This window comes from Saccharopolyspora taberi (assembly GCF_039534165.1).
Classification (GTDB): Bacteria; Actinomycetota; Actinomycetes; order Mycobacteriales; family Pseudonocardiaceae; genus Saccharopolyspora_D; species Saccharopolyspora_D taberi.
In genome coordinates, this window is sequence record NZ_BAAAUX010000017.1 from 22,192 (window position 1) to 38,407 (window position 16,216).

At 72.3% G+C, this 16,216-nt stretch carries 15 protein-coding genes; 7 read left to right on the plus strand and 8 right to left on the minus strand.

Going from position 1 to position 16,216, the window contains the following annotated elements; translation table 11 throughout:
• The first annotated feature begins 600 nt into the window (after positions 1-600).
• Positions 601-1,194 carry a hypothetical protein gene (locus ABD691_RS21330; RefSeq protein WP_344682396.1) on the plus strand — a complete coding sequence of 198 codons (594 nt, stop codon included), beginning with the start codon at positions 601-603 and terminating at the stop codon, positions 1,192-1,194.
• Between the two features lie 19 nt (positions 1,195-1,213).
• Positions 1,214-1,921, plus strand: coding sequence for a dienelactone hydrolase family protein (locus tag ABD691_RS21335; protein WP_344682398.1), 708 nt, complete (start codon positions 1,214-1,216; stop codon positions 1,919-1,921).
• On the opposite strand, the gene ABD691_RS21340 is transcribed toward ABD691_RS21335, so the two are convergent.
• From ABD691_RS21340 to ahcY, 3 genes are all read right to left on the minus strand, one after another.
• Positions 1,855-3,078, minus strand: a complete 1,224-nt coding sequence (locus ABD691_RS21340; RefSeq protein ID WP_344682400.1) for an MFS transporter — start codon at positions 3,076-3,078, stop codon at positions 1,855-1,857. The genes ABD691_RS21335 and ABD691_RS21340 overlap by 67 nt on opposite strands.
• A 307-nt stretch (positions 3,079-3,385) precedes the next feature.
• Positions 3,386-4,039 (minus strand): HAD family hydrolase, encoded by a 654-nt coding sequence (locus ABD691_RS21345; protein ID WP_344682401.1) that lies wholly within the window; start codon positions 4,037-4,039, stop codon positions 3,386-3,388.
• A gap of 228 nt (positions 4,040-4,267) precedes the next feature.
• Positions 4,268-5,521, minus strand: coding sequence for an adenosylhomocysteinase (gene ahcY, locus ABD691_RS21350; RefSeq protein WP_344682421.1), 1,254 nt, complete (start codon positions 5,519-5,521; stop codon positions 4,268-4,270).
• 150 nt (positions 5,522-5,671) lie between these two features.
• Here ahcY and ABD691_RS21355 point away from each other — a divergent pair, with 150 nt between their 5' ends.
• On the plus strand, positions 5,672-6,934 hold the full coding sequence (locus ABD691_RS21355; RefSeq protein WP_344682403.1) for a helix-turn-helix domain-containing protein: 1,263 nt from the start codon (positions 5,672-5,674) through the stop codon (positions 6,932-6,934).
• 174 nt (positions 6,935-7,108) lie between these two features.
• Positions 7,109-7,996 carry a LysR family transcriptional regulator gene (locus tag ABD691_RS21360; RefSeq protein WP_344682405.1) on the plus strand — a complete coding sequence of 296 codons (888 nt, stop codon included), beginning with the start codon at positions 7,109-7,111 and terminating at the stop codon, positions 7,994-7,996.
• Between the two features lie 9 nt (positions 7,997-8,005).
• Here the strand turns inward: ABD691_RS21360 and ABD691_RS21365 are convergent, their stop codons facing one another.
• The 5 genes from ABD691_RS21365 to ABD691_RS21385 all read right to left on the minus strand — a co-directional run bounded on the left by ABD691_RS21365 (position 8,006) and on the right by ABD691_RS21385 (position 12,637).
• Positions 8,006-8,749, minus strand: coding sequence for a MerR family transcriptional regulator (locus ABD691_RS21365; protein WP_344682407.1), 744 nt, complete (start codon positions 8,747-8,749; stop codon positions 8,006-8,008).
• Between the two features lie 59 nt (positions 8,750-8,808).
• Positions 8,809-9,429 carry a hypothetical protein gene (locus tag ABD691_RS21370; RefSeq protein WP_344682408.1) on the minus strand — a complete coding sequence of 207 codons (621 nt, stop codon included), beginning with the start codon at positions 9,427-9,429 and terminating at the stop codon, positions 8,809-8,811.
• Between the two features lie 184 nt (positions 9,430-9,613).
• The gene (locus ABD691_RS21375; RefSeq protein ID WP_344682410.1) at positions 9,614-11,137 is read right to left on the minus strand and encodes a tripartite tricarboxylate transporter permease; all 1,524 of its coding nucleotides are present in this window, start codon (positions 11,135-11,137) and stop codon (positions 9,614-9,616) included.
• A gap of 1 nt (position 11,138) precedes the next feature.
• Entirely contained in the window at positions 11,139-11,654 is a 516-nt protein-coding gene (locus ABD691_RS21380; protein WP_344682412.1) for a tripartite tricarboxylate transporter TctB family protein, read from the minus strand.
• Entirely contained in the window at positions 11,651-12,637 is a 987-nt protein-coding gene (locus tag ABD691_RS21385) for a Bug family tripartite tricarboxylate transporter substrate binding protein (RefSeq protein ID WP_344682414.1), read from the minus strand. Before ABD691_RS21385 ends, ABD691_RS21380 begins: the two co-directional genes overlap by 4 nt.
• 177 nt (positions 12,638-12,814) lie before the next feature.
• Here ABD691_RS21385 and ABD691_RS21390 point away from each other — a divergent pair, with 177 nt between their 5' ends.
• From ABD691_RS21390 to ABD691_RS21400, 3 genes are all read left to right on the plus strand, one after another.
• Complete coding sequence (locus tag ABD691_RS21390) at positions 12,815-14,377, plus strand: sensor histidine kinase (protein WP_344682415.1); 1,563 nt, start codon at positions 12,815-12,817, stop codon at positions 14,375-14,377.
• On the plus strand, positions 14,374-15,057 hold the full coding sequence (locus ABD691_RS21395) for a response regulator (RefSeq protein WP_344682417.1): 684 nt from the start codon (positions 14,374-14,376) through the stop codon (positions 15,055-15,057). The genes ABD691_RS21390 and ABD691_RS21395 overlap by 4 nt, the downstream gene beginning before the upstream one ends.
• Positions 15,058-15,254: 197 nt before the next feature.
• Positions 15,255-16,082 (plus strand): class I SAM-dependent methyltransferase, encoded by an 828-nt coding sequence (locus tag ABD691_RS21400; protein WP_344682419.1) that lies wholly within the window; start codon positions 15,255-15,257, stop codon positions 16,080-16,082.
• The last annotated feature ends 134 nt before the right edge of the window (positions 16,083-16,216 follow it).

Genomic DNA, 16,216 nt, shown 5'->3' on the forward strand with positions numbered 1-16,216 from the left:
GTCGCCGCCTACCGGCGGCGCTGCCGGTGTGTGGAGCAAGTGGGCTTGCGGCGCGGGTCGATGTGCGGCGCGCGTCGACGGTGGCGAGCCGGACGAGCTTGCGGCACGGGCGGGGTGGCACAGGGGCCGGTTGCGGCGTTGCCAGTTGGCGGCGTGGGTCGGTTGGCGGCGCAGACACCAACGCGCCCAGCCGAAAACGAGGTCCCCACCTCCAAGGGAGGGGTCTGGTTCTCATCCCGTCGACCTGGCGCCAGCCCGATCAGACCGGGTCAAGGGGGCACAAGCCCGAAAACCGCAGCGCAACAACGAAACGGCCCCCTTGACGCGGTCTGATAGCCCTTCGTGGAGGTCGACGGGATGAGAACCACCCCAACCGAACCGCAGCGGACCGCGGAGACTCATCCCGGAGACCTGCCGGGGGTCTGGGGGCGGCGAGCGCCCCAGAACCACGAGCCCTACCGGACTCCGACCCGGCAAAGCCGCTTCGGTCCCGGAGACCTGCCAGGGGTCTGGGGCCGGCGAGGACCCCAGAAAGCCCCACGAAACCGCAGCCAAACCAGCAAACCCGCTTCGCTCCCAGCCCCCCGAAAGGCACCCCCAGTGACGCCGCCCCCCACCGCCCCCCGCCTCGCCAGAGTCGTGGCGGAGGTGTTCGCGCCCGCGGTGCTCGTCAGCGTGGTCACGATCGCGATCTCCCTCGCCAGCAGCCCGACCGTGCCGGCCGGCCTGCTGTGGGCGGTGGTCTCGGCGGGGTTCTGCGCGGGGTTCCCGATCTGGTTCCTCGCGCGCGGAGCGCGCGCCGGGCGCTGGGACACCCACCACGTGCGGGACCGCAAGGACCGCCTGCTCCCGCTTTCGGTGGCGCTCGGTTCGGTGCTGGTCGGCCTCGTGCTGCTGCTCGCCGGTGGCGCGCCCGCGGTGCTGACCGGGCTGGTGCTGACGATGCTGGTCTGCCTGGCGCTGGCGACGGTCGTCACGAGGTGGTGGAAGATCTCGCTGCACGCCGCGATCGCGGCCGGGACGGTGGCGATCACCGCGCTGACCTTCGGTTCGTGGTGGTGGGCCGGGTTCGCGGTGGTCGCGGTCGTCGGGTGGTCGCGCGTGGTCACCGGTGACCACACGGTGGCGCAGGTGATCGGCGGCGCGGCGCTGGGCGCGGCGTTCGGCGGCGGACTCTATTCGCTGTTCCTGTGATCGCGACTATGTTCGGCCCATGAGCACCGCGCAGATCCGCAGCACGGACCGCACGATTCCCGCCTACCTCGCCACTCCCCTGTCCGCCGTGTCCGGCCCCGGCCCCTACCCCGGCGTCGTGCTCGTGCACGACGCGTTGGGGCTCAGCGACGACATCCGCGCGATCGCCGAGCGCTTCGCCACCGCCGGGTACCTCACGATCGCCCCCGACCTCTACTCCCGCGGTGGCCGCGCCCGCTGCATCCGCTCGGTCATGCGCGACCTGCAACAGGCGCGCGGGCAGGCGTTCGAGGACGTCGACGCAGCGCGCGGCTTCCTGCGGGACCGCTCGGACTGCACCGGCAAGATCGGCGTCGCCGGGTTCTGCATGGGCGGCGGCTTCGCCATCGTCGGGGCGTCCCGCGGGTTCGACGCCTCCGCCCCGTACTACGGCATGCTGCCCACCGATCCGTCCGTGCTGGACGACGCCTGCCCGGTCGTCGCGTCCTTCGGCGCGAAGGACCGCACGCTGCGCGGCGCCGCGGCCAAGCTGGAGTCCGAGCTCTCCGAACGCGGAATCACCCACGACGTCAAGGAATACCCCGAGGCCGGGCACAGCTTCGCCAACCGGCTGCCGCTGGGCCCGTTCAACGTGCTGGCCCGGTTCGCGGGATTCGGCTATCACCACGAGTCGTCCGAGGACGCGTGGGACCGGGTGCTGACCTTCTTCTCCGAGCACCTGGCCTGAGCCAGGAACCCGGGCGCCGCCAGCGCGACCGCGACCCCGCCCGACACGACCGACAGCGCGAAGGCGGCGGCCGGCGACACCAGGTCGAGCGCGGTTCCGGCCAGCGCGGAGCCCACGGCGTTGCCGACCCCGAACGAGGTGATCATCCACGCGTGGGCCTCGGTCAGCGTCCCGGCCGGGGCCATCCGCGCGATGAGCGCGAACTCCGAGGCGAGCACCGCGGGCAGCGCGCAACCGCTGAGGAACGCCAGCGGCGCGAGCAGCAACGGCTCGGGCACCAGCAGCAGCGGCAGGTAGCCGGCAGCAAGCAGGGCGAGCAGGACGAGCAGCCGCCGGTCCTCCCTGCGGGCCACCGGCACCGCGGTGTAGGCGAGTCCGCCGAGCAGGGCGCCGCCCGCGTTGAGGGCGATCAGCCAGCCCGCCGCCGAGGAGTGGCCCTCGGCTTCGGCGTAGCCGGTGATGCCGACCGTGAAGGCGCCGATGGTGAGACCGACGCAGGCCAGCCCCGCGAACAGCCGGAGCACTCCGGGAGCGCGCAGCGGACCGGCCCAGTGGCGGGCCGAAGGGACGCCGCGCCAGCGCCGCGCCGGGCGCGCGGTGGCGAACCAGGCGGTTCCGAGGAGCCCGATGACCGCCGCCGCGACCAGGCCGCTCGCGGGTCCGGCGCCGACCGCGGCGAGCACGACCAGCGGGCCACACACGAAGATCAGCTCCTGGGTGGCCGCGTCCAGCGAGAAGGCGGCCCGGACCGCGCGTTCGCCGCGCACCAGGTCTTCCCACAGCACCCGCAGGCACGGTTCGAGCTGCGGGGTCGCGGCACCGGCCACGATCGCGGCGCACCCGGCCAACAGCGGCGCCCGCACCGGATCCAGGGCTGCCAGCAGCAGGAACGCCGCCGCCGACACCACCGCGCACCCCAGCAGCATCGGCGGCTGGCGGGTGCGGTCGATGAACCTGCCCAGCACCGGACCGCACAGCGCGGCGCTCCCGGCGTAGAGCGCGGTGAGCGCTCCCGCCAGCCGGTAGTCCCCGCCGTGGTCGCGGACCGACAGCACGATCGCCAGCGGCGCCATGCCTGTCGGCAGCCTGCCGACCAGCGACGCCGTCAGCAGCCGCGGGACGTGCGGGGACCGCAGCACCGACGTCAGCGGTCGCATCGCGCACCACCTTTCAGACCGGCGACGAGCAGGCGCGATACGTGCCAGGACACCAACACCGACATCAACCGCCGCATCGCACACCACCCCTCAGCATCGCGACGAGCAGACGCGAAACGCGCCAAGACACCAACACCGACATCAACGACCGCATCACGCACCACCCCTCAGCCCCGCGACGAGCAGACGCGAAATGCGCCAGGGCACCAGCACCGACGTCAGCGACCGCATCGCACACCACCATTCAGGCCCGCGACGAGCAGACACGAAACACGCCAGAACCCCAGCACCGACATCAACCGCCGCATCACGCACCACCCCTCAACCCCGCGACGAGCGCGGCGGGCAGGGACTCCACGACTGGCACTCCTTCCGCTTCCAGCACGTCGAATGCGTGCAGGCCGCTCGCGTACAGCACGCACCGCGCGCCGACCTCTTTCGCGGCGCGCGCGTCGTCGACGCTGTCCCCGATCAGCAGCACCTCGTGCCCGGACCGCCCCAGAGCGCGGAGGTGGCCGGCCAGGTGCTCGGCCTTGTACCCGGCGTCCGGGCCGCGTTGCCCGTCGATCCGGGCGAAGTAGCCGTCGATGCCGAACCGCACGACCAGCCCGAGGAGCCGGTCGTGCGGGTGCATCGACAGCACCGACTGGGACAGGCCCAGTTCGGCGGTCTGCCGCAACGAGTCCCGCGTGCCCGGCGACAGCCGCAGCTCGGGCTGGCGCCGGGCGTAGGCGGCGGCGAACGCCGCGTGCAGCGAGCGCCTGGTGCCGTCCGGCACCGGGCCGCCGAACAGCCGGTCGTAGAACTCGTCGATCGGCTGGGTGTGCATCCGGCGGTAGCGCTCGGGCGTCAGCGCCAGCCCGGCGGTGCCGAACGCCTCGATCGTCGAGGCGATCAGCGCCTCCGCATCGCCGTAGAGCGTGCCGTTCCAGTCCCACACCACGTGCTTTGCCGCCACCACGGCGAATTCCTTCCCGCTAGGAGTTCAAACCCGGCGATCGTCTTCAAGCGGCGCAGCCGCTTAGCCCAAGCACGCACCCGGCACCGCCGCGGGTTCTCAGGCGTCGCCTCGCGAGGACAGCTTTTTCCGTCGTATTGGACATACGTCGGAAAAAGATCCCGCAGCGAGGCGGCGCCTGAGGTTCCGCCACTGGACCACCCACGCAAAACGAGCCGAAAAGAGAAGGCATCACGTCCCCGTCTGCCAGCCGCCGAGGTACTCCCGCTGCCGCTCGGTCAGCTCGTCGATCTCGATCCCGTACGCGGCGAGTTTCGCCTGCGCCACCTCGGTTTCGATCTCGTGCGGTACCGGGTGGACGCCCGGTGCGAGCTCGCCCGCGTGCTCGGCGAGGTGCCGGACGATCAGCGCCTGGGTCGCGAACGTCATGTCCATGACCTCCGCCGGGTGGGCTTCGGCCGCGGCCTGGCCGAGCAGCCTTCCCTCCGCGAGCAGGATGATCCGGTTGCCGCCGGGCAGCGTGTACTCGACGCAGTGCGGGCGGATCTGCCTGCGGCCGGTGGCCAGTGCGGTCAGCTCGGCCACCGCGATCTCCAGGTCGAAGTGGCCGGAGTTGCCGATGATCGCTCCGTCGCGCATCAGCTTCATGTGCTCGGTCGTGATCACGTCGCGGTTGCCGGTGGTGGTGACGACGATGTCGGCCAGCCCGGCCGCCTCGCGCATCGGCAGCACCCGCAGCCCGTCGAGCTTGGCCTCCAGCGCGCGGACCGCGTCGACCTCGGTGACCACCACCTCGGCGCCCATGCCCCGGGCGCGCATCGCCACGCCCTTGCCGCACCAGCCGTAGCCGGCCACGACCACAGTGGACCCGGCGATGAGCACGTTCGTCGCGCGCAGGATGCCGTCGATGGTGTTCTGCCCGGTGCCGTAGCGGTTGTCGAACAGGTGCTTGGTGACCGCGTCGTTGGCCGGGAGCAGCGGGTAGCGCAGGGCACCGTCGGCGGCCATGTTGCGCAACCGCAGCACGCCGGTGGAGGTCACCTCGGTTCCGCCGGTGATCTCGCCGAGCAGTTCCGGGCGTTCGTTGTGGATGGTGGCGGTCAGGTCGGCGCCGTCGTCGATGACCAGGGTCGGCAAGCTGTCGAGGGTTCCGGCGACCTGCCGGTAGAACGTCTCGCGGTCGCAGCCGTGCACCGCGAAGACCTCCGCACCGATGTCGCGCTGGATCGACGCGGCGACGTCGTCCTTCGTGGACAGCGGGTTGGACGCGCAGAGCGCCACTTCCGCACCGCCCGCGATCAGGGCGCGGCACAGGTTCGCGGTTTCGGTGGTCACGTGCAGGCAGGCCGCGATCCGCTGGCCGCGCAGCGGCCGGGATTCGGCCCACCGCCGGGTCAGATCCGCGAGCACGGGCATCCGGCCGGCGGCGAACTCGATCTTGAGCGCACCGTCGTCGGCGAGGGCGGGATCGCGCAGCAGTCCCATTCCGGGCAACCGTCCTTACTCCTCGGGGGTCGTTGATCGACTCCGAGTCAACTCCGCGCCGCTGCCCGGTACCAGGGCGTTGACCCGGCGTTCGGCGCTGCCGGGCAAACGCCCGGTCGGCTAGTTTTGGACGCGGAAGGGGGAACGCAGATGCCGCAGCGACGGGCAGAACTGGCCGCGGCGCGCCGCGCGGTCGGGCACACGCAGGAGGCGCTCGCGCACCGGCTCGGACTCGACGTGTCGAGCGTGGCCCGCTGGGAGCGCGGGGTCGCGATGCCTTCGCCAAGCGTGCGCCGGGCACTCGCCAGGGAACTGGCCGTGCCGCTCGGCGAACTGGACGCGCTGCTGGGCAGCACCGCTGAGGAAACCACCGATCCGACCGCCGCCGACCGCCTGATCCGCGACCGCTGGAGCCGCGCGGAGCGCGACGAGCTGGTGTCGGCGCTGGCGGTCGGCGCGAACCCGGCGCTGACCCGGCAGGGCGCGGTGCGGGTCGCGCACCACTGGCTGGTGACCGACTCGCCGATGTCGGTGGAGTCGCCCGAACGCGGCCACCGCAGGCTCGGCACCGGCACCGTCGAGCGCATCGACGCCCGCGTCCGCCACCTGCGCGATGCCGACGACGTGCTGCCGGGCGGCGAACTCCACCAGATCATCCGGTCCGAGCTGGCCGCGACGACCGGGATGCTGCGCGGCGCCCACTACGGCGACGCCACCGGGCGGCGCCTGCTGGCCGCGATCGCGCAGCTGTGCGAGCTGGCGGGCTGGTCCACCGCCGACGCGGGCCAGGAGGTCGCCGCCGAGAACTACTACCTGCGCGGGATCGGTGCCGCGCATGCGGCGGGCGACCAGGTCCTGGCCGCTCATCTGGTGTCCAGCCTCGCCTACCACCTCGCCGAGTCCGGGCACGGCGCCGACGCGGTGCTGCTGGCGCGGTCCGCGCTCGCGCGCGTGCGCGGACGGGAGCTCGCCCCGGCCGTGCGGGCGCTGCTGCACGCCCGGCTCGCGTGGGCGCACGCGAAGGCGGGCAACCGGGCCGAGTCCCGTGCGGCCATGGACCGCGCGCAGGAGCACCACGCCGGGCGCGGCGCCGACGACCCCGAACCGGACTGGGTCTACTGGCTGACCGCCGAGCAGATGGACATCATCGTCGGCCGCTGCGACACCGCCCTCGGCAGGCCGGACACCGCGCGCGACCGGATCGACGCCGCCATCCGCAAGTGCGATCCCCGGCATGCGCGGGAGTACGCGCTCTACACGACCTGGCTGGCCGAGGCGCACCTCCGCGCGCACGACACCGAGCGCGCGCTGGCGCTCGCCGCGCAGGCGCAGCGGATCGACGCCTCGATCGCGTCGTCGTTCAGCCACCGCGCGGTCGCCGGGTTGTCGAAACTGCTGGCTGTGCGGCGCTGAACGCCGCCGTCGAAAAGGACTGCCGGAGTTCGCTCCCGACTTCCGCCAACTGCCCACAAAGGACAGACAGTCCGCCCGCTCTATCCGTGCCTGACCCCGCTATGATCAATGCGTTATCCCAACAGTCAGCAGCATCGCTATGACGTTATGCCTATGCAGGCATGCGAGAGGGTCATGGATCTCAACGCGCTCACGCAGTTCCTCGTGGTGGCACGCCTGGAACACCTCAGCCGCGCGGCGGACGAGCTGCGCGTCGCCCAGCCGTCGCTGAGCCGCACCATCGCCAGGCTGGAGGGCGAACTCGGCACGCCGCTGTTCGACCGGGCCGGGCGGCTTCGGCTCAACGACGCGGGAAAGCTCTTCCGCGGCTACGTCGAACGCTCGCTCGGCGAGCTCGACGCCGGCCGGCGCGCCGTGGCCGAGGCGACCAAGGAGGGTTTCGGCACCGTGCGGCTGGCGTCGGAAACGTTCCTAACGCTTACCGGGCCGCTCACCGCGTTCAAGCGGGATCATCCCGCCGTCGAGGTCGAGCTGCTCTGGAAGCCCGCCGAGGAGATGGGCCGCCACCTGCGGGCCCACGACGTCGACCTCTGCGTCGCCTCGCAGCCGATCGCCAGCGAGGGCCTGGAAGCGGTGCAGCTGTTCGACGAGGCGGTGTGGGTGGCCACCCCGCGCGACCACCCGCTGGCGGACCGCACCTCGATGCGCATCGACGAGCTCGCCGACCAGCCGTTCGTCACCGCCCGCAAGGGCCACTGGATGCGCAGGCTCCTCGACCGGCTGTTCGCGGCCAGGAACCTCACGCCCAAGATCGTCTGCGAGGGCGACGAGCCCGGCGCGATCGCCGACCTGATCAGCGCGGGGCTGGGCATCGGCCTGATCCCGGCCATCGCCCGCCGCGCGGTCACCCGCGCCCCGGTCGCCTGGATCGCCGTCGACGACCCGGACTGCCGCCGCACGCTCACCCTGTTCTGGGGCGCCGACAGCCAGCTCTCCAACGCCGCCCGGCTGATGCGCAGCACGATCACCAGCTGGGACTGGGGCACCGACGAGCCGCGCTGACCGGACCGCTCAGGACGCCTCGCCGGGCTTGTTCTCCAGCAGCTCGATCAGCTTGTCGCCGAGGATCTCGGGGATGACCCGCTGCGCGGACCGCGCGGCGGCGGCGCTGAGCGCCGACATCACCAGCGTCCGCAGCCGCTGCAGGACGTCGGCGTAGTAGGGCACCTCGTCGCGGCTGGGCGTCCACTCCGCCGGGCCGAGCACGTGCTTGCGCACGATCTCGACGAGCAGGCCCGCGACGTGGTCGACGTCGTGCTGGAGCTGTTCGGCCAGTTCCAGCACGTCCGAGAGCGGGACGCCGAGCGCCACCAGCTCCCGGCCCGCGTCCAGCAGCTGCGGGCTGGGCGCGACGAACCGGGTGCCCCTGCGCTCGATCAGCCCGAGCTGCTGGGCCCTGGTGAGGTTGGACGGGGTGAACTGCTTGCCGAACATCGAGCGCAGCTCGGACGCGCTGACCGCGCGGGGTGCCTCCTCGGCCCAGGAGGCGCCCATGACCTCCTCCAACCCGAGCACGTCGGCGAGGCTGCGGCCGGACTCCCAGGCGGTCAGCATCTCCCGGATCTGGGCGAACGCGTAACCGCGCTCCAGCATGTTGATGATCATCCGGAGGCGGACCAGGTGGGCGTCCGAGTAGATCGCGGCGCGCCCCTCGCGCCGGGGCGGCGGCAACAGCTCGCGATCCTGGTAAACCCGTACGTTGCGAACCGTCGTGCCCGCTGCCTGCGCCAAGTCGTCGATCCGGTACTCCGCCACTCCTGGCAGTCTAGTTCCCCGAGCGGCCGTCGTGTGCACGACCGCGCACGGCCGGGGGGTCAGCCGGGCACCACGGCGGTCAGGGCGTGACTCGCCGCGCGCACCGAGGAGGCCAGCCACTCGGGTATCTCGTCGCGCCGGGTGGGCTCGGTCGAGCGCAGTTCCAGGACGTACTGGCCGTACCGGGTGCGGATCCACCACTGCTCGCAGCCACGCGCTCCCCGCTCGCAGAAGTAGCGGGCCTCGTCGGCACCGGACGGCCACTGCCGCGGCGGGTAGTCGACGACCTCGCCCTGCTCGACCAGCGCCCGATTGCGGTCCACTAGGTACTGCGCGGCGGTGTCGGCGGAGGTGAACCGCCGCAGCGTCTCGGCGAACTCCACGCCGTCGGGCCGGGTCCAGCGGCGCAGCGCGTTCTCCTCCAGCCCCCAGGCCGAGGCCGTCTCGTCGAAGTTCTCGGCGTAGCTCTCCGTCCACGGCCCCGGCATCGGCGGCGCGTCGCGCAGCGCCAGGTTCCGCAGCGGATGGTCGGGACGCGGTCCGCCCGCGCTCAGCTGCACCGGCGCCGGGCCGCTGACCGACACCAGCATCACCAGCAGGACCACTGCTCCGGTCAGGCACGGCACCAGGCTCAGCAGCAGCTCCGGCCGCCGCACCCGCCGGGTTCTCCCTGCCGCCACCGCGAATCCCCCTCTGCACCGCGTCCCCCCGCAGGACGCACCAGCCCGGATCAGGTTGCCTCAACCCCGGGCCGCAGGTCCAGTGCGCGGACGGGCGGATCCGCGCTTTCCGGAGAACAGTCCACCGAACGGCGAAAAGCGGTGACCCGGTCGATGAACCGGACCACCGCCTTCCGGGCGAGGATCAGGCGTCCACTCGCTCCCGCTCCTCAGTAGCCGGTGCGCGCCTGCCCCACGGCGTGAGCCGCACCAGCAGCGGCCACACCAGAATCACCGCGACGACGCAGTACACGGCGATCGAGAACGGCGTGTTCACCAGGCCCGTCAGGTCGCCGTCGCTGATCTGCAGCGCCCGTCGCATCTGCTGCTCGGCGGTCGGGCCGAGGATGACCGCGATGATCGCGGGCAGCACCGGCAGGCCGTAGCGGCGCATGGCGAAGCCGATCAGGCCGATGACGAACAGCAGCAGCAGGTCCAGCGTCTCGCCGCCGACCGCGTAGGCGCCGACGCTGGCGAAGAACAGGATGCCCGCGTACAGGTACGGCCGCGGGATCCGCAGCAGCTTCGCCCACAGCGGAGCCAGCGGCAGGTTCAGCACCAGCAGCAGCACCGAGCCGATGAACATGCTCGCGATCAGCGCCCACACCAGACCGGACTCGCGCTGGAACAGCAACGGTCCCGGCTGGATGCCGTACTGCTGGAACGCCGCGAGCATGACCGCGGCGACCGCCGTGGTCGGCAGGCCCAGGGTCAGCATCGACACCATCGTGCCCGCCGCCGACGCGCTGGCCGTGGCCTCCGGACCGGCCACGCCCTCGATCGCGCCCTTGCCGAACTCCTCGCGCCGCTTCGACAGCCGCTTTTCCACCACATAGGACAGGAACGTCGGGATCTCCGCGCCACCGGCGGGAATCGCGCCGAACGGGAAGCCGATCAGCGGACCGCGCAGCCACGGCTTCCAGGACCGCCTGACGTCCTCGGCGCCCAGCCACGGCCTGCCGACCGGGATCGCCTCGCCCGAGGTGCGGCGCAGGTGCGCGGCGACCCACAGCGACTCGCCGATGGCGAACAGGCCGACCGCCACGATCACCACGTCCACGCCGTCGGCCAGGTGCAGCAGGCCGAAGGTCAGCCGCTGCTGGCCGGTCATCTCGTCCAGTCCGATCAGGCCGATCGTCAGGCCGATCAGCAGCGACGCGATGCCGCGGATCCGCGACCTGCCCAGCACCGAGGTCACCGCGATGAACGCCAGCACCATGATCGCCAGGTAGTCCGGGGCACCGATGTTGACCGCCAGCGAGGCGACGGTCGGGGCGAGCAGCGTCAGCAGCGCGATGCCGACGACGGCGCCGATGAAGTGCCCGATCGCCGCCGCGGCCAGCGCCTGCGCGCCGCGGCCCTTGCGGGCCATCGGGTTGCCCTCCATCGCCGCGACCACCGCCGCGCTCTCGCCGGGGGTGTTGAGCAGGATCGACGTGGTCGACCCGCCGAACATCCCGCCGAAGTAGATGCCGGCGAACATGATGAACGCACCGGTCGGTTCCAGCGCGTAGGTCACCGGCAGCAGCAGCGCCACCGCCATCGCCGGGCCGATGCCCGGCAGCACGCCGATCGCGGTGCCCAGCAGCACCCCGATGGCCGCCCACACCAGGTTCATCGGCGTCAGCGCCGTGGCGAAGCCTTCCAGGAGCAGGTTCAGCGAATCCATTTCACAGCACCCCCATCAGCGGGCCACCGGGCAGGGGGACACCGAGCAGGTGGTTGAACACGAGGTAGGTGATCACCGAGAGCACCGCGGCGACCAGCGGGTCCCGGACGGTGTTGCGGCTGCCCAGCGCGTAGGCGCAGCCCCAGAACAGGATCATCCCGGACAGCGGGAAGCCGACGACGTTGATCAGCACCGCGTTGGCCAGGAACGCCGCCGACAGCAGCAGGACCGTCCGCCAGTCGCCGGGGGCGGACAGGTCGACGTCCTCGCCCGCCTCCGACTCGCCGCGCCCGCCGCGCAGGACGTCCCGCGCCAGCAGCACCGCCACCAGCAGCAACAGCCCGCCGACCAGGTAGGGCACGGTCTTGGGACCGACCGGCCCGCGCTGGGTGAAGTCGGTGGCGATGGTCCAGGCGTCGACGAGCACCAGCACGCCCAGCCCGGCCAGCACCACGCAGATCCCGAGTTCGGAGTGGTCCCTGAGCCACTGCCGCTTCGATCGCGTACCGGTCGTCATGCCAGCCCCAGCTCCTTCAACACCGACGCGACCCGGTCGTTCTCCTGCCTGAGGAACGAGCCGAACTGCTCTCCCGGCGCGAACGCCGGCGTCCATCCGTTGCGCCGCAACGCCTCCTGCCACTCCGGGCTGCCGTTGAGCCGGGTGAACAGGGTGACCAGCTTCCTGCGGTCCGGTTCGGACAGGCCGGGCGGCGCCACCACGCCGCGCCAGTTGGTGAACTCCACGTCCACCCCGGACTCGCGCAGCGTCGGCGCGTCCACGCCCGGCAGCCGCTGCGAGCCGGTGACCGCCAGCACCCGCAGCTCGCCGGCCTCGATCTGGTCGCGGTACTCGCCGATGCCGGACACGCCGAACGCGACCTTGCCGCCGAGCACCGAGGCCAGCAGTTCGCCACCGCCGTCGAAGGGCACGTAGTTGACCTGCTTCGGGCTGAGCCCGATCGCGCGGGCCATCAGCATCGGGGCCAGGTGGTCCGGTCCGCCCGGCGAGGAACCGCCGCCGACCGGCGTCTCGCCGGGGCGGGCCTTCCAGTCGGCGACGAGCTGGCCGAGGTCCCGGTACGGCGAGTCCTTGCCCACCACGACCACGTTGGACTCCTCGATCAGCTTCGCGACCGGGGTGGTCTCCTGCAACGACACCGGCGAGTGGTTGGTGTAGACGCTGCCGACCACGCCCAGGCCCATCGACATCGCGAGCTTGCCGTTGCCGCGCTCGTTGACCACCCGGCCCAGGCCGACGGTGCCGCCCGCGCCGGGCAGGTTGAAGACCTCGACGTTCGAGTTGAGCCCGGCGTCCTCCATCGCCTTGACCGCGGTCCGGGCGGTGATGTCGTAACCGCCGCCCGGCGAGTTCGGCACCAGCACCCGCAGCCCGCGGATCTGGGCGTCCGAGCCGCCGTCGGTCCCGGTGCCGGCCAGCGGTGGTACCAGGAGCACCAGCAGCACTGCCGCGACGACAGCCAGCGCACTGCGTAGCCGCACGGATATCCCGCCTCTCCGTTGTGGGGGGAATTTCGAGTTGGCACATGCTGCACACGGGAGCTGTGAGCTGTCTCGCTTTTGCAAGCATCGATGTTTTTGTTCTTTGCGTAACCGAGGTCACCCCTTCGCGCCGGGACCACGGCTGCCCGGGTTAACGTCGGCCGGACATCTGAGGAGGTGAGCGCGGTGCGGGCGTCTTTGTCGCGGCAGCTGCTGGGCTGGCAGCTGGTGATCATCTTCGTGCTGCTCGCCTCGATCGCGGTGTTCTCGGTGGCCCAGTCCGACTCCGCGTTCCGCGCCACCGAGGGCCGCCGGATGCTGTCGGTGGCCGAGGACCTGGCGGCCACCAACGGCGTCCGGGTCAACCTGGCCGAGCCCTACTCTCGGGACCTGCTGCCGATCTTCGCCGAGAGCGCGCGCAGCCTGTCCGGCGCCGACCACGTGATCATCGCCGACGGCCGCGGAACCGTGCTGACCTCGCCCGATCCCGGCCAGCGCGGGCATCCGCTGCCGCTGGGCGAGAGCACCGTGCTGGCGGGCAAGGCGTGGGTCGGCGAGGTCGACGACAACGGCGTCGGCTCGCTCGTCGCGCACGTGCCGGTGATCGGCGACGACGCCCGGATCATCGGGATCGTCGCGGCGGGCCGGGAGACGCCGGACGTCCTGCAGGGCGTCCGGGAGGCACCGCAGAACCCGCTCGCGCTGCTGGCGTTCGCGACCGTGCTGGGCATCGCGGGTTCGGTGTTGCTCGCCCGGCGGGTCAAGCGCCAGACTCTCGGCCTCGAACCGCAGGAGATAACGCGGCTGGTCGAACACCGCGAGGCGCTGCTGCACGGCATCCGGGAGGGAGTGCTCGGCGTGGACCAGCAGAACCGGATCACCCTGGTCAACGACCAGGCCCGCGCGCTGCTGTCGCTGCCGGACGACGCGGTGGGGCGCCCGATCGACGAGCTCGGCCTCAACGACCGCGCCCGCGACGTGCTCACCGGCCGCGCCGACGGCGTCGACCAGATCGTGCTGCGCCGGGGCCGGGTAGTGGTGCTCAACCGGGTGCCGATCTCGTCGGTCGGCGCGGTGGTGACCATGCGTGACCGCACCGAGCTGGTCGACCTGCGCCGCGAGCTCGACGCCAACCGCGCGGTCACCGACACGCTGCGGGCGCAGGCGCACGAGTTCTCCAACCGGCTGCACACGATCTCCGGGCTGATCGAGCTCGGCGAGCACGAGGAGTTGCAGCGCTACGTCGAGCGCGTCAACCACACCCGCCAGCAGTGGCACGACGAGGTCACCGCGCGGGTCGGCGACGCGTCCACCGCGGCGCTGCTGATCGCCAAGGCCAGCCTCGCGGCCGAGCGCGGCGTGGGGCTGCGGCTGCACGAGGGAGCCCGCCTCGGCGAGGTCGACGAGCAGCTGTCCTCGGACCTGGTGACGGTGCTGGGAAATCTCGTCGACAACGCGCTCGACGCGCTGGAGGGCGGCGGGGCCGAGCGCTGGATCGAGGTGGACCTGCGCCACGACGACGAGGTGACGGTGGTGGTGCGCGACTCCGGTCCCGGCGTGGCGCCGGAGATCGTCGAGGAGGTCTTCCGGCACGGCTTCACCACCAAGGCCGCGCGCGGCGGGGACCGCGGGCTCGGACTGGCGCTGACCAGGCAGATCTGCCGCCGCCGGGGCGGTTCGGTGCGGGTGAGCAACGAGCGGGGCGCGGTGTTCACCGCGCGGTTGGGCGCGGCGCGGTGATCCGGGTGCTGGTCGTCGACGACGACTTCATGGTGGCCAAGGTCCACAGCGGATACGTCGCGCGGGTGGACGGGTTCGAGGTCGTCGGCGTCGCGCACAGCGGAGCGGACGCGGTGCGCGCGGCCGACGAGCTGCGCCCGGACCTGGTGCTGCTCGACATCTACCTGCCCGATGTGGACGGCCTGGCGGTGCTGCGCAACCTGCGCGACAGCGACGCCGACCCCGACGTCATCGTGATCACCGCCGCCCGCGACCTCGACACCGTCCGGGGCGCGATCCGCGGCGGCGCGCTGCACTACCTGATCAAGCCGTTCAGCTACGAGGCGCTGCGCGACCAGCTGGAGCACTTCCGCTCGCTGCACCGCAAACTCGGTTCGCTGCCCGGCGACGCCCCGGCCGCGCAGCAGGACGTCGACGAGCTGTTCGGCGCCCGCGCGCGGAACCCGGTCGCGCCGCCGAAGGGGCTTGCCAGCGAGACAGCGGAGGTCGTCGAGCGCATCCTGCGCGAGGTCACCGCCGATGGCGGGGACCTGTCGGCCACGGAGTGCGCCGACGCGACCGCGCTGTCGCGCGTCAGCGCGCGGAAGTACCTGGAGCACTTCGTGGCTTCCGGGCGAGCCGAGGTGCGGTTGCGGTACGGCGGGGCAGGCAGGCCCGAGCGGCGTTATCGGTGGGTGTGAGTCGTTGTTCGGGTTGGTTTGCTTGGCGGTGCGGGTGGCGGTTGCGTGCTTGGGCTAAGCGGCTGCGCCGCTTGAGGACGATGGCTGGGTTCCCTCCTGCATCCCGAAAGTTGCCGGTCCGGCAACGGGATTTGTCGGTCCCGGATCCGTGAGCGCATGGTCGGAAGCACCGACAAACAGAACGGGAGCCGACACCGATGACTGACATGGACTGGGCCGCGATGGCCGACCTGCTGGAGCTCGAAGGCGACGCGCACAGCCCCTACGTCCGGCAGGCGTTCGCCGAGCTGGAGCACCTGGAGCCCAAGCGGGTCCTCGACATCGGCAGCGGGCCGGGGGTGGCCGCCTGCCGACTGGCGCAGGTGTTCCCGGGCGCCGAGGTCACCGCGGTCGACGGCACGCCCGAGCTGCTGGCCCGCGCCGAGCAGCGCGCCGAGCGCCTCGGCGTCCGGCTGCGGACGCAGGTCGCCGAGTTCCCCGAGGGGCTCGCCGACCTCGGGCCCGCGGACCTGGTGTGGTCCGGGCAGGTCGTGCACCACGTGGGCGACCAGCAGGACGCGCTGAACCGGCTGGCCGGGCTGCTCGACCCCGGCGGGGTGCTGGCGATCGTCGAGGGCGGGCTGCCCGCCCGCTGGCTGCCGCGCGACCTGGGCTTCGGCCGCCCCGGCCTGCAGTTCCGGCTGGACGCGGCGATGGACGCCCGGTTCACCGAGATGCGGGCGGAACTCCCCGGCTCCAAGGCCGTGGTCGAGCACTGGCCCGCGCTGCTGCGCGCGGCCGGGCTCACCGACGCGCGCAGCAAGACCTTCCTGGTCGACCTGCCCGCGCCGCTGGAGGACGGGCCGCGGCGGCTGGCGCGGCGCTGGCTGGAGCGGCACCGGGACGCCTTCGGCGATCTCCTCGACGCCGAGGACCGCGAGACGCTGGACCGGCTGCTCGAACCGGGTTCGCCGGAAGGCGTCGACCGGCGGGAGGACCTGTTCCTGCTGACCGCGAAGACCGTGCACTTCGCCCGTCGCCCTTGAGGGGTGCTCGGGCGGTCACCGCTGCCCCACGGTGACCGCCCGAGCGATCGACGCGCCGGTCCGCGTCGAAACCGTGGGTCAGGGGAGCAGGAGGCCGTTCTTGCCCGCGCGGGCGTCGGCGAAGCGCTTGGCGA